Raw genomic sequence first — 26,042 nt, 5'->3', positions numbered from 1 at the left:
TGGTAGGAGAAAAAAACCAATCCACAGTATCTCTAAACAGTATAGCATACAGACCTTGGAGAGGGTCTATAAATACTACTACTATATAATACGAGGAGAAAAACATGAGGAAAAGATGGAAAAAACTGGCGGCATTGGTAAGTGCTGCGGCCCTTGGCGTGACATTGCTGGCGCCGATGGGCGTATCGCCAAGGGTGTTGGCAAAAGAATCTTTGGAAACATCTCTTGTGACAGGGAATGAGCGCGAGATGAATTTCAACAAAGATTGGAAATTCTACTTGGAGACCGAGGAAAGTATTGATGCGTCCGGGAAAGAATATGACGATTCCACATGGAGAGATGTAGATTTGCCGCACGATTACAGCATTGAGCAAAATTTTGATCCAAAGTCCCCGGCAGGAGCAAACGGAGGCTACTTGAATGGAGGGGTAGGCTGGTACCGAAAACACTTTGTACTTCCAAAGGAGATGGAAGGAAAGAGGATTTCCATTTCATTCGGCGGTGTGTACATGGACAGTACCACATATGTAAATGGTAAAATGGTAGGAAACTATCCATACGGCTATTCACCATTTGCTTATGATATCACAGATTCTGTCACTGCGGACGGAGTGACAGAAAATGTCATCTCTGTGAAAGTAAATCATCAGCAGCCGAGCAGCCGTTGGTATTCCGGAAGCGGAATTTACCGAAATGTAGAGCTTGTCGTTACAGACAATGTGCATGTGGAACGCTATGGTACTTACATTACAACTCCGAATCTGGAGGAAGAATATAAGAATGGACAGGCAAAAGTCCATATCGAGACAAAAGTGAAAAATGAAACAACTGATGCGGCTGATGTAGAGGTGAGAACCACTCTGTACGATGAGGACGGAAATGTATTTGAGGAGGCAAACACAACGCATGAACAGACAATCGCATCCTCAAAAACAGAAACCTTTACACAGGATATTGTCACGAAAAAGCCAGAGCTTTGGGACACAGAAGATCCGAATCTTTACAGCGCAAAAACAGAAGTCCTTGTGGATGGAAATGTGGTAGATACATATGATACGACATTTGGTTTTCGCTGGATCACAATGGATCCAAACGAAGGATTTTTCTTAAACGGAAAGTACATGAAACTGCACGGCATGTGCATGCATCACGACCAGGGCGCATTGGGAGCGATTGAAAACAAGCGAGCTGTTGAACGACAGATGGAGAAACTTATAGAAATGGGCGTCAATGCAATTCGCGTAACGCACAATCCGGCATCGGATACATTGCTGGAAATCTGTAATGAAAAAGGTCTGCTTGTCATTGACGAGGCGTTCGACTGCTGGGAGACAGCAAAAAGAAACAAAGACTATGCAAGATTTTTTGGCAAAGCAGCAACACATCCGGATGCCAATCCAGGAGAAACATGGGCAGAGTTTGATATTAAAAATATGGTGAATAGAGGCAAGAATGAACCTTGTATCATCATGTGGTCCATAGGAAATGAAATCGTAAATGCAACAGTTGGTACAGCCACTAAACTTGTAGACTGGGTAAAAGAAGTGGACGATACAAGACCGGCAACACAAGGATTTAACAATTTCATCGATGGATTCTGGGACACGAATATGAAAAAAGTTGCAGATGTCACAGGAGTCGTTGGGTTCAACTATGGTGAGAACAGTTATGATGCTGCTCACAAAGAATATCCGAACTGGCTGATCATGGGAACAGAAACATCTTCTGCTGTGCGCAGCCGTGGATACTATATCATAGATGATGAGAAAAAGATCAGAAGCAATTACGATGATGGAAAAACAGTTGGATGGGGACTTTCCGCAGAGGCTGCATGGAAAGCAGACAGAGACAGAAAGTTTGTGATGGGACAATTTGTGTGGACAGGATTCGATTACATTGGAGAGCCTAGCCCATATCATGATCAATGGCCGGCAAAGAGTTCCTATTTCGGCGTGTTTGACACAGCAGGTTTTCCAAAAGATGCATTTTATATTTACCAGAGCCAATGGGTGGATGTAAAAGAAAAACCAATGGTACATTTACTCCCGCACTGGAACTGGGAAAACGATGACAGCATCAAAAAAGACGGAAAAATCCGTGTGCAGGCATATTCTAATGCAGCAAGTGTTGAACTTTTCTTAAATGGGGAGAGCCTTGGCAAAAAAGAATTTCTCCAGAAAAAGACAGAGGATGGAAGACCATACCAGGAAGCAGAAGATGGACATATTTATCTGGAATGGGAAGTAGAGTACAAACCTGGCAAACTGGAAGCAGTGGCAAAAGATTTGGATGGAAATGAAATTGCAAGAGATGTGGTGGAGACATCCGGTGAGCCTGCAAAACTTGATCTGACAGCGGATAGACAAGTCATTAAAGCGGACGGGGAGGATTTATCTTATATCACCGTGGATGTGCTCGATGATGAGGGCAGAATCGTGCCTACAGCAAACAACCAGATTCATTTCCAGATTTCCGGAAACGGAAAGATCGTAGGCGTGGACAATGGAGATGCAACTGAAGTAACTGACAGTTACAAAGGAAATACAAGAAAAGCATACAGCGGGAAGGCGTTGGTCATCGTACAGTCCACACAGGAGAAAGGTTCCTTTACTCTTACCGCTACATCAGGCGGATTAAAAGGTGAGAGCACAACCGTGTTCACAACATCCGATACAGATGAAAAGGTACTGGCAGGCTATGAAGATATCGAGGATATCGAGACAGAGTTTGGAGTGATGCCAAAACTTCCGGAAACAGTGACTGCTGTTTACAGCGATGGCAGCAAAGAAGAAAAGAATGTGATCTGGGATGAGATTACGGATGAACAGATCAATACTGCCGGACTTTTTGTACTGAGCGGAAAAGTGGAAAGTACAGAGGATACGGTGCAGGTCAACATTATTGTTACGGAAGTTTCCGGTATCAGAAATACTTCTATTGTGACAAATATTGGAGTAATTCCAACACTTCCGGAAAAAGTCACAGCAATCTACAATACCGGAGAGGAAAAACAGGTTCCGGTACAGTGGGATGAAGTGACAGAAGACATGGTTTTGGAAGAAGGGCTTGTAAACGTAGAAGGAACTGTAGAAGGAGTTTCTGTAAAAGCAAAAGCCAATATCCATGTGGTACAGGGAGAAACGGATTATACAAATGATATCGCAAAGAGAAACGGAACATACCCAATCCCCACAGCATCTTATGTACAGCCAAACGGAAATGATCCGGTGGAGGCGATCAATAACGGAAAGGTTGTCTATACAGGCGGAGCAGCAGGAGAGAGATGGATTCCTTGGGGACATGGACAGGAAGAAGAGTGGGCTCAGCTGGAATTCGAAGAAACTCACAAGATCGGAAAAGTAGGAATCGATTTCTGGACAAATCCAACGGATAATAAAATGGGTACCGCGGATAAGATCATCGTGGAATACAGCCAGGATGGCGAAGAGTGGACGCCTGTGGAAAATCAGAGTATTAGTACAAAGGATGAGTTTGTGACAAATGCTGAGAATGTGATTTCCTTTACTCCGGTAGAGGCAAGATTCATCCGCTGGCATTTCTACTCCGCTGCAAAACTGGCGCAGGGAGTCAGCGAAGTGCATGTATATGAGGAGGAGACAACCCTTCCGGTTGAGACGGATGCAGCCTTAAAAGAGCTGAATCTTGATGGAAAACTTCTGGAAGGATTTGATCCGAATGTATATTACTATACAGTTCCTCTTGACTATGCAGCAGAAGTTCCTGAGGTATCTGCAGTCGGACCAAAGTATGCAAGTATGTTTACTGTACAGGCATTGAATGGCGACAGCGCTGCTGTAGTATCTGTTGTGGCAGAGGATGGTGTAACGAGAAATGATTATGTCATTCAGTTCCAGAGGGCGCTGCCGTCTCTTGACACTGTCAATATCAGTATGGACAACACAGAAATTATACAGGACGATGTAAAAGACATCTATGTAGAGGCACTTTTGCAGGATGGATCCAAACTTGGAAATGACGTCATCAATGTGGCATTTACTCTTGGAAATCCAGAGATTGCGGAAATCAAGGATGGACAGATTTATGCTTACTATCCAGGTGACACAACGGTAAAAGCAAGAGTTACTTATAAAGACAAAACAGTGGAAAGCAATGAACTTTCCGTTCATATTAAGAAAAATACAAATCCGTCCGAAATCACAGGATATGAGGAAGTACATGTCACGACAAAACTAGGAGAAATCCCGACACTTCCTTCCATGATCCGTGCAACATTTAAAAATGGACTTCCAAAAAAAGTAGCAGTAAAATGGGATGAGATCACAAAAGAACAGTGTTCTTCTTATGGTAAATTTCAGGTAAAAGGAACCGTGGAAGGACAAACATTGCAGCCGGTTGCAACGGTACTTGTAAAAGGTGTTGTGGGAGTGCAGCAATTCTCTACAGCAACACCCCTTGGAACCATTCCAACGTTTCCGGAAAAGGCAATATTGTACTACAGTGACGGAACGGGCAATGAAGCGGAAGTTACATGGGAAGAAACGACCCAGGAAATGTTCATGGAAGACGGAAAAATCGTTACCGTGAAAGGAACTGTTTCCAGTGAGGGAGAAACATATGAGACACAGATAACGATCCGTGTATCCAAGGACAGCTATAAGGGCGATAAATTTACTGGATACAAAAACGGATTTTACTGGCCGCTTGGCATTGCTTCCTTCACAAACGGTCAGGGTTCCTCCGGTGACAGCGCGGCAAAACTGAATGATAATATCGTATCCAGAGAAGAAAGCGGAAACAACCGCTGGACAAACTGGTCTTCCTCATGGAGAGAAAAAGACTGGGTAGGCATTATCTTTGGACTGGAAGAAGTGACATATAAATTTATTGACCACCTGGAAGTAGATTTCTATACGGACTATGGCTCATCTGTGCCGAAAGATATTGAAGTTCAGTACTATGACGGACCATATTTCAATACGCCGCCGGCAGATCAGAACAATGTGACAGACGAACATCCGGCAGGCGTTGAAGAAAACTGGAAACCAGTCAAAAACCTGAATGCTCCGGAAAACATCAATGCAGAAGAAACAGCTGTCATTACGTTTGATCCCGTACAGACATGTGCGATTCGTATGGTGATGAAAGCGGAAGATGGAAAATGCATGGCAATCACAGAGATGGCATCTTATGAAAAATTGGTGGAAAAGAGGAGTGAGACGGATCTTAAGAATATCCTGATCAATGGAAAAGAGCTGGAAGGATTTGACAAAGACAAGAAAGAATACGAAATATCTGTTGATTCTATGCCAACGATCAAAGCTAAGACAGCAAACAACGAATCTGTAACAGTAGTGATGCCAGGAAAATTTGAAGAAAAGGCAAAACTTATCGTGACTGCAGAGGATGGAGTAACTACAGAAACTTACTATGTGACCATTCATAAAAAAGCAGAAGAAAAACTGTCTGTACAAGTGCTTGAATACGTGATCGGTCTTGCAAAAGAGGCGGATAAAGACAATGTGATCGACTCTGTTCTTGAAAAATTTGAATCAGCGCTTGTAAATGCAGAGGATATCCTGGAGAAAGCAAAAGCGCAAGATCCATCCGTCACTCAGAAAATGATTGATGACAGCTGGCAGGAACTGATCCGTACGATGCAGTATTTCTCATTCAAACAGGGAAACAAAGATGATCTTGAAAAAGTCGTCAAAATGGCAGAAGGCCTGGATCTTTCCAAGTATCTGGAAGAAGGACAAGAGGCATTTAAGACAGCTTTGGAAAACGGACAGAAAGTTTTTGCAGACGGCAATGCAATGCAGGAAGAAGTAAATGAAGTGTGGAGAACGCTTTTGAAAACAATGAGCGAGCTGCGTCTCAAACCGGATAAATCAGCACTTGCGTCTATGATCAAGATGGCAGAAGGTTTGAGTTTGGACGGATGCAAAGATGAGGATGTGCAGACGTTCAAGACAGCATTGGCAGAAGCAAAGAATGTATATGAAGATGCCCAGGCAACAGAGAAAGAGGTTGCAGGTGCCAAGAAAACTCTTCAAAATGCAGTGGCACTTGTACAGGCATCCGCAGGAAAGACTCAAAACAGTGGCAAAGCAGAGCAGGAAAGCAATACGATTCTTGCAAACGTAAATAGTCAAAATGCAGACAGCAGTGTGACCGGACGTACACAAAAGAGTGCAAAAACCGGAGATGAAGTGCAGGTATCCGTATGGATGGCGGCACTGGTCCTTGCACTTACCGCTGCGGGTGCGGCATACAGGAAAAAAAGAAATAACTAAGATTGATTGAAATCTAATTTAGAACGCTGCCGTGCAGGAGAAAAAATTTCTATGCGCGGCAGTGCTTGTTTTTACAAAGATTTTTCAAAACAGACTAGTTTTTTAGTGAACTCTTTGCCGAAATGCGTTATAATAAAAACAATTGCATGAAATTATTATGGCTATACAGAAAGGAACGAGAGAGAATGAAAGAAGAAACAAATAAGCCGGAAGAAATTTTAGAGCTCGCTAAAAGGCTGAGAGAGCAGGATGCGATTTTCGTCATCATCTCAAAATGTACACAAATGCCTTATGTGATCTGTGATGAAGATACATTTGATGATGAGATTTTGATATTTGAAGATGTGGACGATGCGAGAAGGGTAAAGGAAAGACTGGAGGAAAAGCAGGAACCGGTTCATATCGGTAAAGTAGACAAACCAAAACAATTGTTGTTTTATACCACTCTTTATACAATGGGGGTCAATGCCTTTATCGCAAACCGCGGAACCCAAAATGAAATGCGGGTTCAGCTACAGGACTTTTTGCCAAAACCGGACAGTGAAAAACTCCCGGATGGAAAAGTTTGGATAGAGAATCCGGAGCTGCATCTGACAGCCCTTTATTTTGTGCAAGAGCTAAGGAAAACTGAAAATCCGGATATCACAGAAGAACTAAAAAAATTAAGGGAAGAAGTTTTGGTAGATTTCCAGAGGGGAACTTATGTGATCGCCATGGCGGATGAAAAAGGTCTTCCGATGCTGAAACAGAAAAACGGAGATGTCTATCAGCCGGTGTTCACAGATATCATGGAATTTAATAAGTTCAACGTAGAAAAGAAGTTTAAGCCTGCAATGGTGGAGGCTGAGAAAATCTCAAATATCATGGCGCCGGAATCCAAAGGCGTTGTGGTGAATCCGCTTGGCGTAAACCTCCCTTTGCAGCTACAAAAGAAACAACAGGAGAATAAATAATGAGTTTTGCGATTGCAGCTTTGAAAAAAGGAGAAGGCCGGATGCTCAAAGCCGGCGGCATGTGGATTTTTGACAATGAGATTGAAAGTGTAGCCGGGCATTTTGAAGACGGGGACGTTGTGCATGTACATGATTTTGACGGGTATCCCATGGGAAAAGGGTTCATCAACCGGAATTCCAAGATCAGGATCCGGATGCTGACAAGAAATATAGATCAGGAAATCGGCGAATCCTTTTTTAGAGAAAGGCTTAAAAAGGCATGGGAGTACCGCAAAAAGACAGTGGATACAAAAAGCTGCCGAATTGTCTTTGGAGAGGCAGATTTCCTTCCGGGAATGGTCATTGATAAATTTTCAGACATTCTTGTCTTTCAGGCGCTTGCCCTGGGGATTGACCGGTACAAGGAAATGCTGATCCGAATGCTCAAGGAAATATTGAAAGAAGACGGTATAGAGATCCGCGGCGTCTATGAGCGCAGCGATGCAAAAGAGAGGGAAAAAGAAGGTCTTAGGAAGGTCAAAGGCTTTCTGGGAGAAGAGTTTGATACAAAGGTTGAAATCGAGGAAAACGGTGTGAAATATCTGGTGGACGTAAAGGACGGACAAAAGACAGGGTTCTTTTTGGACCAGAAATACAATCGTCTTGCCATCCAGAAACTTTGTAAAGGCGCAAGCGTGCTGGACTGCTTTACGCATACAGGTTCTTTTGCACTAAATGCAGGAATCGCAGGTGCGAAAAGCGTACTAGGAGTCGATGCCTCGGAGCTTGCGGTGCGCCAGGCCCAGGAAAACGCCAAATTAAACGGGCTTGAAGACCGTGTGAAATTTATCAGTGAGGATGTATTTGAATTGCTGCCGAAACTGGAGAAACAGGGAGAGGAGTTTGACGTTGTGATCCTGGACCCTCCGGCATTTACAAAGTCAAGAAATTCGATCAAAAATGCAGTGAAAGGATACAGGGAGATCAATCTTAGGGGTATGAAACTTGTAAAGGACGGAGGTTTTCTTGCCACATGCTCCTGTTCCCATTTTATGGATTATGAACTTTTCACAAAGACGATCGGACAGGCTGCCAAGAACGTACACAGAAGGCTTAGGCAGGTAGAGTTTCGCACACAGTCTGCGGACCATCCGATCCTTTGGGCAGCGGATGAGTCCTATTATCTGAAATTTTATATTTTTCAGGTGTGTAAAGAATATTAAAAGAAAGAAGGAGCTTTGGATGTTTATCATCCCAAGCTCCTTTTGTACTAGTCTTGCTTTTCGTCTTTTGGAAGAATCAAATTTAAAAGAATAGCGCTCACTGTGGCGACCACGACCGGTGATTTTCCGAAAATGGTCGTGACCCATGCAGGAAACGTAGCCAAAGATGCGGAAGCCTGTGTGATTCCCATGCCAAGTGCAACAGAAAGCCCCACGATAGAGGTATTGCGGAAGTTCATCTCCTGGCGCATGATCAGTTTGATTCCTGTCATTGCGATGGATGCAAATACGGAGATAGTAGCTCCGCCCAGAACACACTGAGGAATCGTTGTCAATAGTGCGGAAAATTTTGGGACGAACCCTGCAATCATTAAAATAACAGCTGCAAGACCGAGTATAAAGCGGTTGATCACTTTGGTTGTTGTCACAATACCTACGTTCTGGCTGTAAGTTGCAGTGGGAAGTCCGCCGAACACAGCACCGATAATATTGCTGATCCCATACATGACAATACCGCCCTGCAGTTCCTTGGTGCTTGGATCCCGGTTCATACTGCCCACGGTTGTGGCTGAGAAATCTCCGATGGCCTGGATGGAGTTGATAGCAAACAGAAGGCCAATGGCCACACAGGCAGATGGGTCAAAGTGAACGGAAAAATGCATTGGTTTTGGCAGCTGGAAGATGCCGGAGGACGTGATTCCGGACAGATCCACCATGCCCATGCACGCTGCCAGAATGTAGCCTGCAATGATTCCGACTAAAATGGATGCAAGTTTCAATGTTCCTTTTGCGAAATGGTTAAGTCCTATCACAACGGCAAGGGTGAAGAACGCCACAAGCCAGTTTTTCCATGACCCGTAATCAGGGTTTGAAGTTCCCCCTGCCATATAGTTCACTGCAGTCGGATACAGGGAAAGACCAATGGTGAATACAACGGTTCCTGTGATGATCGGTGGAAAGAGAACGCGTATTTTCCGGACTGCGATTCCGACCACGATCGCCACAAGTCCGCCGACCATCTGAGCGCCCAAAATCGTCCCGATATCGGAAGTCTCGGCGATTGCCTGCATACTTGGGACATATGCAAAGCTGATTCCCATGATGACAGGAAGAGATGAGCCAAGCTGAAAATTCCCAAACTTGATGAAAGGGAATAACTGTAAAAGGGTGCTGATCGCGGACACGAAAAGTGCGGCCTGGATGAGAATGACTCTGTCTTTTTCATTGATCCCTGCAACTTCAGAGACAATAATGGCAGGTGTGACACAGCCCACGATCATGGCAACCACATGCTGAAGGGCAAGTGGCAGTGCCTGTGAAAATTTTGGGACCCCGTTCAGCTCAAAGATAGAAGCATATCCGGAGCCAGGTGTGTGTTTGTGATTTGACATAATTTCCTCCTCATGTATAGTTACTCATTTTCTCCATTCTCTACTTTACACAATTCGGGGAAAAAATGCAAAGGATTCTCACAAGAAAGGTGAGAACATGGAAAAGAATGTGGTATAATAAAATAAATTATGGATATTTTTCGGGAAAAGGAGTGGAATGGTATGACAGATTACACGATTATTACGGTAGGAAGACAATTCGGAAGCGGCGGACATGAGATTGCAAACAGGCTGGCAGAACGCCTGGACATCCCTCTGTATGATAGAAATTTAATTTCCATGGCAGCCCACGAGCTGAGTTTGAGCTATGAGGAAGTGGAAAATGTGGACGAGACGATTTTAGGGAAATTTTTGTCCGGATACGTGGTAAACACTGGCAGTTACACTGTTTTTATGAATGGAAATGAGGAGAATATCCCTTTAAGCGACAAAGTCTTCCGCACGCAGACCGCGATCATGAAGAAACTGGCCAAGAGAGGCTCCTGTATATTTGTGGGAAGATGCGCGGACTACATACTGGGAGACTACTCGAACTGTATCAATGTTTTTGTGAAGGCGTATAAAGATGACCGAGTCCGCAGGATCATGAAAAAGTATCGATTGAATGAAAAGGATGCATGGAGTGAGATAAAGAAAATAGACAGGGAAAGGAAACTGTATTACGAAGCCCATACGGGAAGAGAGTGGGGCAGCACGGACACGCACGAAATTGTTTTTAACGCAAGTCTTATGGGTATTGAAGGGGTGACGGACGCGCTGGAAGGTATTTACAGGAAATGGGAAAAATAGCAATGACATATTTGATGAGCGACATACATGGTGATTACGAAAATTTCTGCAGAATAAGAGAAATGGCAGGAGTTTCAGATGACGATAAACTCTATATTCTCGGCGATCTGATCGACAGAGGCGAAAAAAATTTAAAACTTTTGGGTGAGGTGAGGAATTGTCCCAATATTGTCCTGTTAAAGGGAAACCATGAGCTGTTCGCAGAAATGTATCTGGACGGCAGTATTTCCGGCAGACGCTGGGACTCATGGGGAGGAAAAAGCACAAGAAAAGAGCTTGATAAGCTTTCTTCAAAAGAAGCGGAAGAACTGCAGGATTATTTTTACTGGCTTCCGAAAATGGAAAAGATAACGTGTGAGGGGAAACAGTGGATCTTGACACATACAGGTTATGTGTACGGTTGTTCTGCGTACAATGAAAACGGAACGATAAATACTGAGAAAACGATTCAGAAAGCAATGGCAAAGAACGAATTCAACTATCTCACTTCCAATGATCTCTATGAGATGAATCCTGAGAAGGAATGGGATACCACTTTGATCGTTGGACATTATCCTGTTGGATTGATGAGAAAAAACGAGGGGATTGTCACTTTTGAAAAAAATTATATCAACTTGGATGCCGGAAACGGATATAGGAGCAAAGGAGGAAGGCTTGCCTGCTACTGTCTGGAAACAGGAGAGGTGTGGTATGTATAGACGAAATCGTCCCGGGAGGACGTGCCCATGATAAAGACTGAGACAAAAGTAAGGGATATGGTACTTGGTGCACTGTTTACAGCATTGATCTGCCTGGGCGCCTTTATGCAGATTACAATTCCGCTGGAACCTTTTCCCATGCACTTTACTATGCAGTTTTACTTTGTTCTCCTGGCGGGACTGCTCCTTGGAGGAAGGAGAGGATGCGTGAGTGTCTGTATTTATCTGTCCATCGGACTGTGTGGAATTCCGATTTTTGCATCCGGAGGAGGGCCATCCTATATTTTACGGCCAACCTTTGGTTTTCTTATAAGTTTTGCTCTTGCGTCCTGGATTGTGGGAAAATTGACAGAAATTTGGAGACCGGATAAGACGGCAGGATATCTCTTTATCTGTTTATTCGGATTTGCGGCTATGTATGTGTGCGGCATGTGTTATTTTTACATTGTCAGCAATTACATTATACACATTCCGGTATCGTGGGGGCTTGTGTTCATCAACTGTTTCGCAGTCACAGCAGCCGGAGATTTAGCGTTGTGTATTCTGGCAGCCGTGTCCGCAAAACAATTGTATGCAATCATGAGAAAAGTGATACGATAAATAAATTTAGTTGAATGTTACCACATTGTGGGCTGGCTTTGCAGCTGGGAGAATTTCTTCCAGGTACAGAACCGGCCCTTTTCCTTTATATTGTTTTAAATATTCATAGCGGAAGGTCACTGTGACAAACACCCAGTCGCGCTGATCATAGAGGACGGGTTTCGGGCATTTGCAGTAGTAGCCAAGAAACTGGATATCCTCCTCACAGCAGGTCATGACAAAGCGGCCGGGTACAAAGGCGTGGGAGCCGAAACGTCCGCTTTTGTAAACTTGCGCTAGAAAACGGATTTTTTTGCCGTGATAGTGCTCCGGATGCTCATTGGCATCCAGATACCAGATGCCGTAGTCAATGCTTTCCAGTTCAATAAGAGGTGCCTGGATGTCAAAAGGCAGCTCGTCTTTCACATCCGGTGCAGGATTGCCGTCTTCTTTCTCAAACACGATCTGCGCCCTTGGATTCATCACTTTGATGGCTCTTCGGATTTTTGCGCGGTCCGTGTCCTCCTGTGTGCGGTTGACAATGACTAAATCCGATGCAAGGAGAGGGGCGAGGAACAGATTGCGCATATTCATAAGATAGCTTTCTGCCGTAGTGGCATCCACTGTTGAGAGGATGGCCGTGATCTCCCAGCCGGCCGGGAGCCTCATGTTCAGAAAGCGGTCAAGGTCCCAAGTTCCGTTGTATTCAATCATGATGTGATCGGGGCGGTAATTGATCTCCAGACCTTCAAGAAATGTCTCGTTCAATTTTTCTTCTTCGTCAACAACGTATTTGATGACACCATGCTCTTTTAAAAGCTCGTCGTCATACTCTTCTTCCCCCTCCTCGAGGACGAGGAGGATGGTGGTGTCGTAATTCATATAGTCAGGACTTTTCATGGCATCCTGGATGAGACGTGTTTTGCCGCTGTCCAAAAATCCGGTGAAGATTTCCACTTCCGTAACCATATTGTTTTCCTTCTTTCCAACATATTTTTCAGATCAGTGTAAGTGCATCAAAGTCCAAGGATTTCTTGTAGCTTCTTTGTGTTAAGATTTGTTCCAATGATGCAAAGTTTGCCGGTATAGTCCGGCCGGCAGGTGCGGATTTCATATTCCCCGGGCACAAGGTCAAACTCCATCCAGTCATTGTCCATTCCGGCGACAATTCCTTTTGCGCGCAGGATCGTACCGTAAGTTTCTGTTTCTGAAAGCTCATGAAGCCATTGTTCCAGAAAAGATTTTTCATACTTTCTTGCAGTTTCCATACCCCAGCTTGTGAAGACGTCGTCCGCGTGATGATGGCCTTCTTTGTGATGGTGACAGCCGCAGGAACAGTCTGAACCGTGGTCATGGTGGTGTTCATGATGATGACTGTGCTCATGGTGATGTGCATGTCCACAGCATGCATGTTCCTGATGAGGTGTTTTGGCGGAAGAAATCAGATCCGTGGCTGTGTGGGAATGGTCAAGAGCGCTTTTTAACACATCGCCATCCAGTTCACTCCATGGAGTTGTGATAATGGATGCGTGAGGATTCTTTTCGCGGATGATGTGTACTGCCTCCAAAAGCCTGTCCTCGGAGATGAGTTGTGTTCTGCTAAGAACGATCGTGTCTGCGTGCTCAATTTGATTGTTGTAGAATTCTCCAAAATTTTTTGAGTAGATTCGAACTTTTTTTGCATCTGCCACAGTGATCCTGCTGTTTAGAGTGATGCCGCAGCTCTCCTTCACATCTTCCACTGCTTTTGCCACATCCGAGAGTTTTCCGACACCGGACGGTTCGATGATGATACGCGCCGGAGCATATTCTTCCACTACCTTTTTTAGAGAGGAAGAAAAGTCTCCGACAAGGGTACAACAGATGCATCCGGAGTTCATCTCTGTAATCTCAATACCAGCTTCTTTTAAAAATCCTCCGTCAATGCCGATTTCTCCGAATTCGTTTTCAATCAGAACGATTTTTTCTCCGGGAAATACATCGGATATAAGCTGCTTGATAAATGTGGTCTTTCCGGCTCCCAAAAAACCGGATATAATGTCTACTTTTGTCATATATAAACCTTCTTTCTGTCTGTCATAAACAAAACTGTTATTAAAGTAACATATCGTTTTCAAATGTGCAATGTATTTCTGACAGATGCTTCCGTGCATATTTTACAAAAGAGCCTGCCTTTATAGAATAATGACAGAAACGACTTGACATTTGTCGAAAAAGATGAAAAAATGGAACGTCCATAGTTGTTTTTTAAGAAGAGGAATGGCTGGAAAAGGAAAAAGAGAGGGTGTGTTTAATAGTGAAATTTTCTGTAAGAAAACTGACGGCGGGTATCGTGGCGCTCATGGCGCTTGTGGTGCTGATGTCCCTTACTGTGTTTGCAAAAGATGCCGGAGAAGTATACAGACCGGATATGTACGCAACATTCTGGGCTCTTGTGCCGCCGATCATTGCCATTGCGCTTGCACTGTTTACAAAAGAAGTATACAGTTCTCTGTTTGTGGGGATCCTGGTAGGTGCGCTGTTCTATGCTAACTTTTCGTTTGAGAAGACCGTCCTGCATCTGATGGAGGATGGGATTGTCGGTGTACTGTCAGACTCCAATAATGTAGGGATCCTTGTATTCCTTGTGATATTGGGGACAATGGTGTGCTTGATGAATCAGGCCGGAGGAAGCGCTGCATTTGGACAGTGGGCAGGGAAGAAGATCAAGTCAAGAGTGGGAGCACAGCTTGTGACGATCGTGCTTGGCGTGCTTATCTTCATTGATGACTACTTTAACTGTCTGACCGTGGGAAGTGTGATGAGGCCGGTGACGGACAAGCATAATGTGTCCAGGGCAAAACTTTCCTATTTAATCGATTCCACTGCAGCTCCGGTATGCATTATCGCTCCGATTTCTTCCTGGGCCGCTGCGGTTGCAGGTTTTGTGGAAGGAGAGGACGGGCTGTCCGTGTTCGTCCGTGCGATTCCGTACAATTTTTATGCACTGCTTACTATTGTCATGATGTTTTCGCTTGTTTTACTTAAGATGGATTACGGTCCGATGAAAAAGCATGAGCAAAATGCAATGAACGGTGATCTGTTTACTACAGGAGAGCAGAGCTACTCTTCAGACAAGGCGGACATTGCCAAAAAAGGGCATGTGGTGGACCTTCTAATTCCGATATTGTCCTTGATCATCTGCTGTGTGATCGGGATGATCTATACCGGAGGATTTTTTGACGGGGTTGATTTTATCACAGCCTTTTCACAGAGCAATGCATCTGTGGGACTAGCGCTTGGAAGCCTGTTTGCATTTTTTATCACTGTACTTCTTTATCTGGTGCGCAGAGTCATGAAATTTAAAGATTGCATGGCATGCCTTCCGGAAGGTTTCAAAGCCATGGTGCCGGCTATTTTGATCCTCACGTTTGCGTGGACATTAAAGGCAATGACAGACAGTTTGGGAGCAACCGTGTTCGTAGAAAATGCGATGACATCCAGCGCAGGAAGTCTTCTGAACCTTTTGCCTGCGATCATCTTTCTTGTGGGAGCAGGACTTGCATTTGCATCCGGAACATCCTGGGGAACATTTGGTATCCTCATTCCGATTGTGGTTGCCGTGTTCCAAGACACGAACCCTACGCTGATGATCATCTCCATCTCTGCATGTATGGCAGGGGCAGTGTGCGGAGACCACTGTTCGCCGATATCGGACACGACGATCATGGCGTCCGCAGGTGCGCAGTGTGACCATGTCAATCATGTATCCACGCAGCTGCCGTATGCAATGACGTGCGCAGGGGTATCTTTTGTCACCTACGTTATTGCCGGATTTGTGCAGAGTGCATGGATATGTCTTCCAATTGGGATTATACTTATGGTCGGAACACTGATAGTGATCCGTAAATTGCAGAAAAGTTAAAAAGAACGCTGTCGTTTGTTCGGCAGCGTTCTTTATTTTAACTTTTTTTGAGAGAAGAGGTGATGGCTGAAACAGCGCGGGCTACATTTTCCCGTGAGGTTGCCAGGTTCATGCGGACAAATGTACCATAAGATTCGTTTCCAAACCAGTCACCATAGTCAAAAGCAAGTCCGCATGTTTTTTGCATGAATGGTTTCAATTCTTCCGGTTTCAGATATTTTGCAAAATCAATCCATGCAAGATAGGTCCCTTCCAGAGGAGAGACAACTACATCCGGCAATTCTTTTTTCAGATCCTCTTTGAGGAAAAGGTAGTTTTCGGAGACAATGCCGCGCACATTGTCGAGCCATTCTTCCCCGTGTTCATAGGCTGCCCTGGCGGCAATGTAGCCAAAAGAGTTTCCTTCTGTGACATGGATACCAAGAACAAAATCGTCCCATTTTTTTCTAAGTGTATCGTCTGGTATGAGCACAATGGAATTCTGGCAGCCGGCTAGATTGAAGGTTTTGGAAGGCGCTGTAATTGCGATCATCATATCCTGGTAGTCTCCCACACTAAAAGAAGGGGTGTGTTTATGTCCGAAAAAGGTCAGATCATGATGAATCTCGTCGGAGATGACGAATACGTGATGCTTTCTGCAGATGTCAAACATGGTCTTCAGTTCTTCTTTTGTCCACACACGTCCTGCGGGGTTGTGCGGAGAACATAGGATGAATGCAGAAACGTGGTTTTCCACAATCTTTTTTTCAAAATCTTCAAAGTCAACAGTATAAACTCCGCCTTCGTTATGTAAATCACTGGTGATCAGTTTGCGGCCATTGTTTTCGATTGCGTGGAAGAACGGATAGTAGACCGGTGTCAGGACAAGGACTTTGTCAGATGGTTTTGTCATGAACTGGATGATCCAGTGAAATGCGGAAACCACCCCGGGAGAGAAACGGATCCAGTCTTTTTCTACCCGATAGCCGTGGTGCTTTTCCTCCCATTTTATAAAAGAATCATAGTAGGAATCCGGTACCCTGTAGTAGCCGAAGACGCCGTGGGAAATGTATTGGTGAAGGGCGTCCAGCACACAGGACGGAGCCTGAAAATCCATATCCGCAACCCACATAGGCAGAAGATCGTTTTCTCCGAATATCTCAGGGAGTGCATCCCATTTTTCACAGTCCGTATGTTTTCGTTCTACGTAGTTTACTTGTGTCATAGTTTGTCAAGCCTCCTATTTTTTTCTTAGTCCAGTATTTCTTAAAATGGGAAAAATGTCAAGTGATGAAAATGAAGGATAATAATTACAAAAAATAGAGTGATAGTTGATAAAATAGATTGTTAATAAAATATAACAGAAAAATAAAAAATAATTAAAATAAATATTGACAAAAATAGTGTTTTCGGTTAATATATAAACATAAAGAAGACAAACACAAAGTAAAAATCTTTGGTTTGGAAAACTGATGAAAGGAAGGTACGGACCACCAAAAACGTTAGTTTGACTTTAAATTTTAAAAGAAAAGGAGGTACAGACCGCCAGGAAGGATCAGCAGCATACCAATATAAATAATGGTAGAAGAGGTAAAAAGAATGATTGAAGAATCAGTGTAAAAGTGGGTATCAATTAGTAAAATGTATTAGTTGATATCCATTTTTCTTGGTAGAAATCGCTGTTTTCAGAGACAAAAATGGGTACTCATCATATTTAGATGGAAATATTTGAAGAATTTATGAAGAATACAAAAAAGAATCTACTTTTTCACTGGAATGTGCTATAATAAGCTGGTATAAACAATTATTAACAATTTATCAGGGGGCAATTATTATGGCAACAAAAAGACAGATGAAAAAACAGGAAACGAAACTTGCAATGGGAAAGACTGCGGAAAGCGTTAAAGAAAAAGTAGAGGAAGTAAAAGAGGCTGCACAAAAAGCAGTACCTGAAGTGAAAGCTGCTGCTGAGAAAGCAACAGCCAGCACAAAAGCAGCAGCAGTAAAAGCAGTAGCTGAGACAAAGAAAACTGTAAAAAGAGCAGCTACAAAGAAAGAAATCAAACAGAAGGTTATTGTAGAATATCAGGGAAAACAGGTTGATACCAAAGATATGATTGCAGCTGTAAAGAAAGTATGGACAAAAGGCAAAAATAAAGTGTCTGATATCAAGTCTATGGATTTATACGTAAAACCGGAAGACAATGCAGTATATTATGTGATCAATGGCACAGATGCCGGACACGTAGAATTTTAAGACTCGAAACAGATGATACGGGGAGAGGACAATGGAATTTACAAATCAAGCAATGCAGATGCTGGAGACGGTGAAAATACCGGCCCTTGCAGTCTTAGTTGTGGCTGGAATTGCAACAGGGGGGTTCGGAGCTAAAATTTACCGGTTCTGGGTCATCGCAGGAGGCGTTGCCGCAGGAATCATCGGCGGAGAATGGATTTTGAAATCTGCCGAGTTTCCGGAAGGAATCATGCTGGCTGCGGGAGTGGTCTTGGCAGTGGTGTTTGGTATCATTGCTTTTAAATCATATGTGGCAGGAATCTTCCTTTTTTGTTTGGAAACTGTCTGCGCGATCTGCATTTCTATCGCAGGGATGGATTCCCTGCCGGCGCTTATCATTGGCGCAGGTTTAGGGGTGATCGTGGGAATGGTTGGTTTGAAATTTGCGGAACCTGTATCGATTATCACGACAGCACTGTTTGGGGGCCTAATGACAGCAAGGGCAGGCATGGAATTACTTCATGTGGAAAGTCCAATATGGATCGGTATACTTTGGATTGTTCTCGCTGCCGCAGGGATGGCAGTACAGTTTATAATCGAAGGCCGCAAAAAAAGCCGGCAGGATGTCAGGACAGCAGAAGACATTAAAGCAAAGGTGTCCGTTGAAAATGATGTGGAGGCAGCTAGAACAATGATATTGGATCTGGAGGACGGACAGAAGAGGGGCAGTGCCGACACAGAAGAAAAAACAGGTGCAAATTGAGTAAATTGAGGCGGATGTGGATCAGTACAGATTCATATCCGCTTTTTATTTAATCCGGTGGTATTGTTTGCCGTTTTGGCGGGAACGTTGTATAATAAAAAAAACATCTGCTGTGAAAGGGGGTTCTGAATGTGAAGATAGATATGCATTGTCATGTAAAAGAAGGGTCTGTTGACAGCAAGGTGGGGATTGAAGAGTACATCACCATTCTGAAAGAGAAAGGTTTTCAGGGAATGGTTGTCACGGACCATAACACATATAATGGTTACCGCTATTGGAAGAAATATGTCAAGGGAAGAAGGCATACAGATTTTGTGGTGCTCAAAGGGATTGAGTATGATACAAGAGATGCCGGACACATGCTTGTCATCCTTCCTCAGGGAGTCAAGATGAGACTGATGGAGCTTAGAGGTATGCCGTTGGCTGTGCTCATTGATTTTGTACACAAAAACGGAGGAATTTTGGGCCCGGCGCATCCAAATGGAGAAAAGTACCAGAGCTTTGTTAATACAAAACGGTTTTATAAAAGCCCGGAATTGATCAAACGTTTCGACTTTATGGAGACGTTCAATGCATGTGAGTCACAAAAGTCAAATGAGGCGACAGTAAAGATGGCGAACAAATATCAGAAACCGGGTGTTGGCGGAAGTGATGCCCACAAGCGTGAGTGTGTGGGGATGGGATATACGATCCTGCCGCAGACAGTCACGTGCGAGACAGAGCTGATCGAGCTGATTCGGAAAAAAGAGGTGTCAAAGGCAGACGGAGAGTTTTATACAAAGACGACAAGGGAGAAGATGGGAAAAGCGGGAAAAATACTCACCTATTCTTTCTGGTTTTATAACCGCGGCGGAGAACTTTTAAAAAGGCGCAGCAGAAAGAAAAAAGGTAAGGTTGAAAATCCGGTGGATCCGATCGACCCGATTGAGATGCCATATTTAAAACGAAAGAAAATTTAGGACAGGAGCAAAAGATATGTGGTATAGAGCAGATATAAAACGCCGTGCGCGCACAGCATTTCAGAGAAATTATTGGAATGCAGTGGCAGTGGCAGCTATTTTTTACTTTTTGGCAGGATTTCAAATAGAAAACAGGTGGGATGATCTGTGGCAGAGCAAGTCTGTGCAGGAGATTTTTAACGGCATAAGATTTTTCGTGGTTCATAACTTTTTAGAACTGTTGGTTGATCTGACCATTGCCATTGTGATCTTTTTTGCAGCTGCAGTGCTGAATATATTTGTGAAAAATGTGATTGAGGTTGGTTCCAATCGTTTTTTTATGGAGAACAGGAAGGAATATGCATCCCTTGGCAGACTGGGATATGGGTTTATGAATGGGCGTTATATGAATGTGGTTTGGGTGCAGTTTTTAAGGCGTCTGTTCATTGCTCTGTGGACGCTGCTTTTGATCGTTCCGGGAATCATAAAATCTTATGAGTACAGGATGATCCCTTATATTTTGGCGGAGAATCCGTATATGAACAGGGAGAGGGCTTTTTGGCTGAGCAGACAGATGATGATGGGGCAAAAGATGGAAGTATTTCTCCTCGACTTGTCTTTCCTTGGATGGGAATTTGCAAGTATTTTAACATGCGGAATCGCGGGATGGTTCTTTGTAAAACCGTACAAGGAAGCAACGGTAGCGGAGCTGTATTCTGTACTCAGAGCAGATGCACTGGAGAGAGGATATGTAACAAATGGAGAATTACCTGGATTTGAAGGATAGAAGAGTGACCAGTATGAACGAATACCAGAAAGTGATAAAAAGACAGAAACGATATTTTCAGACAGGCAGGACAAAACCTGTCTTGGAAAGGATCCGAAAACTGAATATGCTCTATCAGTGGATAGAGGAACATGAAAAAGACATTTTGAGAGCACTGAAGGAAGATTTAAACAAGCCGGAATTTGAAACCTATATGACTGAAATTGGGGTTGTAAAGGAGGAACTGCGCTATATCCTGAAAAATATAAAAAGATGGAGTGCGCCTAAAAAGGTGAAAACTCCCATGACCCAGTTTCCGTCTGTCTCCTATATTTACAGGGAACCGTACGGAGTTGTGCTGATCATGGCACCGTGGAATTATCCGTTCCAGCTTTCTGTGATTCCGCTGGCAGAGGCAGTGGCTGCGGGAAATTGTGTTGTCTTAAAACCATCCGCTTATGCGTCTGCAACCTCAAGACTTCTTGGGAAGATGGCAGAAGAGGTATTTGCGCCGTATGAAGTGAAAGTGGTTGAGGGAGGAAGAAAAGAAAATGAGTTTCTCCTGGGAGAAAAGTTTGATTATATCTTTTTTACAGGCAGTAAATCCGTTGGGTCCTACGTGATGAAGAAGGCTGCGGAGCACCTGACTCCGGTTACGCTGGAACTTGGAGGGAAGAGCCCTTGTATCGTGGATGAGACAGCGGATATTAAAAAAGCGGCAAAGAGAATCGTCTGGGGGAAGTTTTTGAATGCAGGCCAGACATGTGTAGCGCCGGATTATATCTGGGTACATCGGAATGTGAAGGAAAAGCTGATCAAGGCCATGGAGAAATATATCCGTAAAATGTATGGTGAGAAACCACACTGCAGTGAGACTTATCCATCGATCATCAATGCGAAACATTTTGAAAGACTGGAAGGCTTGATGGTGGACGGAAAAGTTATTTTTGGAGGACGAAGAAAGAAGGAAACTTTGAAGATAGAGCCTACTATCATGGATGAAGTGACATGGGACAGCCCGGTGATGAGGGAAGAGATCTTTGGGCCGATTTTGCCGATCTTGTCCTACTATGATATCAAGGAAGTCATCTATTCTGTGCGTGCAGGTCAGAAACCGCTGGCATTGTATTATTTTACAAAGGACAAAAGGCGGCGTGCGGCAGTTATAAAACACTTATCCTTTGGAGGAGGATGTATCAATGACACGATCGTCCATCTGTCGAATGTGCGGCTGCCGTTTGGCGGAGTGGGTGCAAGCGGGATGGGATCTTACCATGGAAAGGCAGGATTTGAGACATTTACCCACAAGAAGAGTGTGTTGAAGAAATCCTTCCGCATGGATATTCCAATGCGGTATGCGCCGCATAAAAAAGGAGACTTGTGGATGCTGAAAAGATTCATGTAATGACAAAAACGGGATTCGGTGGCTATTACCGAATCCCAATTTTTTATGAAATCGAAAGTCCGATATGGTAGAACAGGAAACTGACTGTCCAGGCAACCAGGAACTGGAAGAGAATAAAAAGTGCTGTCAGTTTTTTGCTGTGGATTTCCCGATACATGGTAGCAATGGTTGCTGTACAAGGAATATAAAGCAGGCAGAATACCATCATGGCGTAGGCATTGGCAGCTCCAAATCCAAGTCCTGCCAGGGAGGCAGCCATGGTCTGCATTCCTGTATCAGATGCAGCGTTTGTGATGCCAAAAAGCACGCTGCAGCTGGAGACAACCACTTCTTTTGCCGCGATTCCGGCAATTAAAGCCACGACGATCTGCCAATAGCCAAGTCCGAGTGGAGCAAACAAAGGAACGATCGCTTTTCCGATATAGGAACCGAAACTCTTTGAGATATCCGTCACATAGCCGGTTGGGCCAAAATTTAAGATCAGCCACATCACAATGGATGCAAGAAAAATGATGGTTCCGGCTTTTGTCAGATAATCTTTTACCTTCTCCCATACATAGATGGCGATCGTGTGGGCGTTTGGCGTTTTGTACTCCGGCAGTTCGATCAGCAGTGCCTGTTCTGACTTGCTTTTGTCTATTTTGGATATGACGAATGCACAGAGGATGGCAACCACGATCCCGAGAAGATACATGGAGTAGGACACGAGCATGGCGTGGGATGCAAAAAACATATGGGAGAAAAGCACATAAATCGGCAATCTTGCACTGCACGACATAAACGGTGTGATCAAAATGGTTTTTAAGCGGTCTTTTTTATGTTCCAGGGCTCTGGAAGCCATGACTGCAGGGACTGAACAGCCAAATCCCAAAAGAAGAGGGATGAAAGCGCGTCCGGAAAGTCCAAGTCTGCCCATGATATCATCCATGACAAAAGCCACGCGGGACATATATCCGCTGTCCTCCAGGAATGCAAGTGCAAGAAAGAGGATAAAGATATTTGGTAGGAAGGTTAAGATACCTCCGACTCCCGCAATGATGCCGTCCACAACAAGAGAAGTCAGCATGGCGTTTGTGTGCAATGCATTTAAAAGATTGGTGACTTCTTGTGAGAATACGTCAAGACCGATTTCAAAGTATCCTTTCAGCCAATCGCCGATGGCAAAAGTCAGGAAGAAGACAAAAGCCATGATACCTAGGAAAATCGGCAGTCCCAGATATTTGTTAGTGAGCACTTTATCCACTTTGTCTGTCCACGCCTCTTTGCTTGCCTTGTTCACAAGCACTTCCGAGATGATCTCCTCAATAAAATCATATTTCTCATTGATAATCTCTTTTTCATAACTGCGCTCTATGACAGATGAAAAATCATAAGGGCAAGCTTTCGTAACTTCCGGATCTTTTTCCAGAAGTTTGATGGCGTGCCAGCGCAGGTTTGGAAGATTTGGATCATGGGTTTTTAGGATATCCATGACAGCATCTATTTTATCTTCGATTTCATCGTCATATACCATGGCATATTCTTTGTGATGGTCGTGTTTGTGGTGCGATTGCAGCTCTTTTTCCTCATGATGGTGGATCAGTGGATCTCTCTGTGAGGCATCGCAGTGATGAGACACCGCGTGCATCAAGATAGACAGGCCGCTCTTTTTCCGCGCAGATACCGGAATGACAGGGACACCGAGCATTTCCGGGAGACGGTGAAGGTCGATCTCCATGCCGCGCTCCTCCACAATATCCATCATATTCAGTGCAAGAATGACCGGTTTCCCAAGCTCGATCAGCTGGAGGGCCAAGTAAAGGTTGCGCTCCAGTGAAGAGGCATCGATAACGTCCACAATGACATCAACCTCATTGCTCATAATGCAGTTTCTGGACACCGTCTCTTCCATGGTGTAGGAGGTGAGGCTGTAGATTCCGGGGAGGTCGATGAGTTTAAAGTCTTGTCCGTTATAGAACGTTTTTCCCTCCTTCTTTTCCACAGTGACACCAGGCCAATTTGCCACCTTTAAATTTGCCCCTGTAAAGGCATTGAAGAGAGTTGTTTTTCCGCAGTTTGGATTCCCGATAAATCCAACGCTGATCATCTTTTCACTCATACTGTATATACCTCATCAATAAAAATCTGGTTTGCGATGCGTTTTCCAAGAGCGAATCGGGTTCCTCTGAATTTTACGGTGAGAGCACCGCGCTTGTCGTTGTTCAGCACTGTGATGAAGGAACCCTCTGTCAGGCCAAGGGCTTCCAGACGGCGTTCCAGCGCAAGTTCAATGTCTATTTTAAGGACACGGTAGGTGTGCCCGTTTTTTCCCTGTTTCAAGTTCATATCAACCTGTTTCCTTTCTTTTGTATAGATTGCCGGCGTATTTAATTGGCCGATAATGATAAAAATTATCTATTAGAAAAGTATAATGAATTTGAAAATTTAAGTCAATAGACCTGTACGGATTTGGGAATGTCAGATATAATAGAAAGATCAGAACATTGAGAAGGAGACATTATGTATTACTTTTTACTGTACTTTTTTGTGTACGGATGCATTGGATGGTGTGTGGAGGTGGCTTTTGCCGCTGTGAAAGAGCATAAGTTTGTGAACAGAGGATTTCTGAACGGACCGTTTTGTCCGGTATACGGAATCGGTGTGGGAGCAGTTATCATGTTTCTGGAACCATTTCAGGACAGACTGGGTTTTCTTTACATACTTTCCGTGGTACTTGTAACTGTACTTGAGTGGTTTACCGGATTCTTGCTGGAAAAACTGTTTCACAGTAAATGGTGGGATTACTCCAATATGCCTTTAAATCTGAACGGCTATGTCTGTCTTTTGTTTTCTCTTGTCTGGGGAGTGGCATGCGTGCTGATCGTAAAGGGAATAAATCCTTTGATCTTTCGGGCTTTGTCTTTGCTGCCAAAGGCAGCCGGAATCGTGATTTTGACCATAGGTTTTCTTATACTGATCATTGATATCTGTGTGACTGTGTCAGGTATTTTGAAGTTCAACAAAGGGCTCGAGCACATGGCGAGAATTGCATCTGAGATGCGACGTATTTCGGATGATATCGGGGAGAATATCTATGAGCTCGTGGTAGATGCCCTTGAGAAAAAGCAAAAGTTTGGGGAAACTGCCCAGGAATTTCAGGAGAGAGTGCAGGTATTCAAAGAGAAGACAGACAGTATTTCCGCTGATATGAAGAAAAGAATCGTAGAGCTGAAGGAGAGTTACAAAGAAACGCTGGAAAAAACGCCTTGCGTGTATAAAAGAATTTTTAAGGCATTTCCGAAGGTGCAGTCCGTAAAATACAAGGAGACCTTTAAAGACATAAAGAAAATTTTGAAAGACAGAATAAAAAAATAGGAAAAAGAGCGTATGTTTTGTCGATATCCTGATGGGCGAAAAGAAGGGAAAAATTGGGAAACATGCGCTTTTTTGCGCTCTTTTCAAAGATTAAGAGAGGAGATATTCAAAGAATCTTAAGAATCTCATTAAAAAAACTAAACATCTCTTTGATAAGATAAGCTTAAAGAAATGGAGGCGAATGAGATGGAATTATGTATTGATAAGATAAATCAGAAAAAAACAAAGACTGTCGTAAATATACTGACGATTGTCTGCATGGCTGTGATCATTGGCTTTTGCATTTACGGTTGGAAGACAGGAATTTTTTCAGATAGAAGCCAAATGGAAACGATCATCCGGGCAACAGGAATTTGGGGGCCGGGTATTTTTATCCTGATCCAGATTGTGCAGGTTGTCATTCCGATCATTCCGGGAGGAATTTCCTGTGCAGTCGGAGTGATCTTGTTCGGGCCTTGGGGTGGACTTCTGTACAACTACATTGGTATCGTGATCGGTTCCTTTATCAATTTTTATCTTGCCAGAAGATATGGCCAATGTTTTGTAAAATTTTTTGTAAAAGAGGAAACGTATGAGAAGTATTCAGCTTGGCTTGACAGGGGAAAGAAGTTTGACAAGTTTTTTGCACTTGCAATTTTCTTTCCTGTGGCGCCGGATGATTTCCTCTGCATGCTTGCAGGACTTACGAAAATGTCATGGAAACGCTTTTCCGCCATCATCGTATTGGGAAAGCCCGCATCTATTGCTTTGTACAGTCTGGCTTTAATCTATGCAGGGTCATTTATTGAAAAGCTGATTGTTTAACTTTAA

General features: G+C 43.8%; 20 protein-coding genes. 14 read left to right on the top strand and 6 right to left on the bottom strand.

Annotated features, from left to right (window positions below; translation table 11 throughout):
* Positions 1 to 104 precede the first annotated feature (104 nt).
* The 3 genes from B5F18_RS06585 to B5F18_RS06575 all read left to right on the top strand — a co-directional run bounded on the left by B5F18_RS06585 (position 105) and on the right by B5F18_RS06575 (position 8,430).
* Entirely contained in the window at positions 105 to 6,275 is a 6,171-nt protein-coding gene (locus tag B5F18_RS06585) for an Ig-like domain-containing protein (RefSeq protein ID WP_087156876.1), read from the top strand.
* Positions 6,276 to 6,460: 185 nt separating this feature from the next.
* Complete coding sequence (locus B5F18_RS06580) at positions 6,461 to 7,228, top strand: SseB family protein (RefSeq protein WP_087156875.1); 768 nt, start codon at positions 6,461 to 6,463, stop codon at positions 7,226 to 7,228.
* Positions 7,228 to 8,430 carry a class I SAM-dependent rRNA methyltransferase gene (locus tag B5F18_RS06575; RefSeq protein WP_087156874.1) on the top strand — a complete coding sequence of 401 codons (1,203 nt, stop codon included), beginning with the start codon at positions 7,228 to 7,230 and terminating at the stop codon, positions 8,428 to 8,430. The genes B5F18_RS06580 and B5F18_RS06575 overlap by 1 nt, the downstream gene beginning before the upstream one ends.
* A 47-nt stretch (positions 8,431 to 8,477) precedes the next feature.
* On the opposite strand, the gene B5F18_RS06570 is transcribed toward B5F18_RS06575, so the two are convergent.
* Positions 8,478 to 9,821, bottom strand: coding sequence for a uracil-xanthine permease family protein (locus tag B5F18_RS06570; RefSeq protein ID WP_087156873.1), 1,344 nt, complete (start codon positions 9,819 to 9,821; stop codon positions 8,478 to 8,480).
* A gap of 162 nt (positions 9,822 to 9,983) precedes the next feature.
* On the opposite strand from B5F18_RS06570, the gene B5F18_RS06565 reads away from it, so the two are divergent.
* From B5F18_RS06565 to B5F18_RS06555, 3 genes are read left to right on the top strand one after another with little or no spacing between them, the layout of a single operon-like run.
* Positions 9,984 to 10,610, top strand: coding sequence for a cytidylate kinase-like family protein (locus tag B5F18_RS06565; protein WP_087156872.1), 627 nt, complete (start codon positions 9,984 to 9,986; stop codon positions 10,608 to 10,610).
* 2 nt (positions 10,611 to 10,612) lie between these two features.
* Positions 10,613 to 11,308, top strand: a complete 696-nt coding sequence (locus B5F18_RS06560; RefSeq protein ID WP_162607553.1) for a metallophosphoesterase — start codon at positions 10,613 to 10,615, stop codon at positions 11,306 to 11,308.
* A 27-nt stretch (positions 11,309 to 11,335) separates the two neighbouring features.
* Complete coding sequence (locus tag B5F18_RS06555) at positions 11,336 to 11,908, top strand: biotin transporter BioY (protein ID WP_087156870.1); 573 nt, start codon at positions 11,336 to 11,338, stop codon at positions 11,906 to 11,908.
* 6 nt (positions 11,909 to 11,914) lie between these two features.
* Here the strand turns inward: B5F18_RS06555 and B5F18_RS06550 are convergent, their stop codons facing one another.
* Both B5F18_RS06550 and B5F18_RS06545 read right to left on the bottom strand, forming a co-directional pair.
* On the bottom strand, positions 11,915 to 12,856 hold the full coding sequence (locus tag B5F18_RS06550) for a TIGR03943 family putative permease subunit (RefSeq protein WP_087156869.1): 942 nt from the start codon (positions 12,854 to 12,856) through the stop codon (positions 11,915 to 11,917).
* Positions 12,857 to 12,903: 47 nt separating this feature from the next.
* Positions 12,904 to 13,941 (bottom strand): CobW family GTP-binding protein, encoded by a 1,038-nt coding sequence (locus B5F18_RS06545; RefSeq protein ID WP_087156885.1) that lies wholly within the window; start codon positions 13,939 to 13,941, stop codon positions 12,904 to 12,906.
* Between the two features lie 287 nt (positions 13,942 to 14,228).
* Between B5F18_RS06545 and B5F18_RS06540 the strand changes: the two genes are divergently transcribed.
* A complete protein-coding gene (locus tag B5F18_RS06540; protein ID WP_087156884.1) occupies positions 14,229 to 15,791 on the top strand; it encodes a Na+/H+ antiporter NhaC family protein in 1,563 nt (520 codons plus the stop codon).
* Between the two features lie 37 nt (positions 15,792 to 15,828).
* Here B5F18_RS06540 and B5F18_RS06535 read toward each other — a convergent pair whose 3' ends face one another.
* Positions 15,829 to 16,995 carry a MalY/PatB family protein gene (locus B5F18_RS06535; protein WP_087156868.1) on the bottom strand — a complete coding sequence of 389 codons (1,167 nt, stop codon included), beginning with the start codon at positions 16,993 to 16,995 and terminating at the stop codon, positions 15,829 to 15,831.
* A 609-nt stretch (positions 16,996 to 17,604) separates the two neighbouring features.
* Here B5F18_RS06535 and B5F18_RS06530 point away from each other — a divergent pair.
* The 5 genes from B5F18_RS06530 (at position 17,605) to B5F18_RS06510 (ending at position 21,878) form a co-directional block, all read left to right on the top strand.
* On the top strand, positions 17,605 to 18,027 hold the full coding sequence (locus tag B5F18_RS06530; RefSeq protein ID WP_087156867.1) for a DUF6465 family protein: 423 nt from the start codon (positions 17,605 to 17,607) through the stop codon (positions 18,025 to 18,027).
* Between the two features lie 31 nt (positions 18,028 to 18,058).
* On the top strand, positions 18,059 to 18,769 hold the full coding sequence (locus tag B5F18_RS06525) for a hypothetical protein (protein ID WP_087156866.1): 711 nt from the start codon (positions 18,059 to 18,061) through the stop codon (positions 18,767 to 18,769).
* 131 nt (positions 18,770 to 18,900) lie between these two features.
* Positions 18,901 to 19,728 (top strand): PHP-associated domain-containing protein, encoded by an 828-nt coding sequence (locus B5F18_RS06520; RefSeq protein WP_087156865.1) that lies wholly within the window; start codon positions 18,901 to 18,903, stop codon positions 19,726 to 19,728.
* A 16-nt stretch (positions 19,729 to 19,744) separates the two neighbouring features.
* Positions 19,745 to 20,494, top strand: coding sequence for a DUF975 family protein (locus tag B5F18_RS06515; RefSeq protein ID WP_087156864.1), 750 nt, complete (start codon positions 19,745 to 19,747; stop codon positions 20,492 to 20,494).
* On the top strand, positions 20,466 to 21,878 hold the full coding sequence (locus B5F18_RS06510) for an aldehyde dehydrogenase (protein WP_330394127.1): 1,413 nt from the start codon (positions 20,466 to 20,468) through the stop codon (positions 21,876 to 21,878). Before B5F18_RS06515 ends, B5F18_RS06510 begins: the two co-directional genes overlap by 29 nt.
* A gap of 43 nt (positions 21,879 to 21,921) precedes the next feature.
* On the opposite strand, the gene feoB is transcribed toward B5F18_RS06510, so the two are convergent.
* Both feoB and B5F18_RS06500 read right to left on the bottom strand, forming a co-directional pair.
* A complete protein-coding gene (feoB, locus tag B5F18_RS06505) occupies positions 21,922 to 23,976 on the bottom strand; it encodes a ferrous iron transport protein B (RefSeq protein WP_087156863.1) in 2,055 nt (684 codons plus the stop codon).
* The gene (locus B5F18_RS06500; RefSeq protein WP_087156862.1) at positions 23,973 to 24,203 is read right to left on the bottom strand and encodes a FeoA family protein; all 231 of its coding nucleotides are present in this window, start codon (positions 24,201 to 24,203) and stop codon (positions 23,973 to 23,975) included. The genes feoB and B5F18_RS06500 overlap by 4 nt, the downstream gene beginning before the upstream one ends.
* 174 nt (positions 24,204 to 24,377) lie before the next feature.
* Between B5F18_RS06500 and B5F18_RS06495 the strand changes: the two genes are divergently transcribed.
* Together B5F18_RS06495 and B5F18_RS06490 are read left to right on the top strand one after the other, a co-directional pair.
* On the top strand, positions 24,378 to 25,232 hold the full coding sequence (locus B5F18_RS06495; protein ID WP_087156861.1) for a putative ABC transporter permease: 855 nt from the start codon (positions 24,378 to 24,380) through the stop codon (positions 25,230 to 25,232).
* Positions 25,233 to 25,490: 258 nt separating this feature from the next.
* Complete coding sequence (locus B5F18_RS06490) at positions 25,491 to 26,036, top strand: TVP38/TMEM64 family protein (protein ID WP_442911370.1); 546 nt, start codon at positions 25,491 to 25,493, stop codon at positions 26,034 to 26,036.
* Positions 26,037 to 26,042 lie beyond the last annotated feature (6 nt).

The sequence above is a fragment of the Lachnoclostridium sp. An181 genome (assembly GCF_002160325.1).
Taxonomy (GTDB): domain Bacteria; phylum Bacillota; class Clostridia; order Lachnospirales; family Lachnospiraceae; genus An181.
This window is presented reverse-complemented; position numbering and strand designations above follow the sequence as displayed.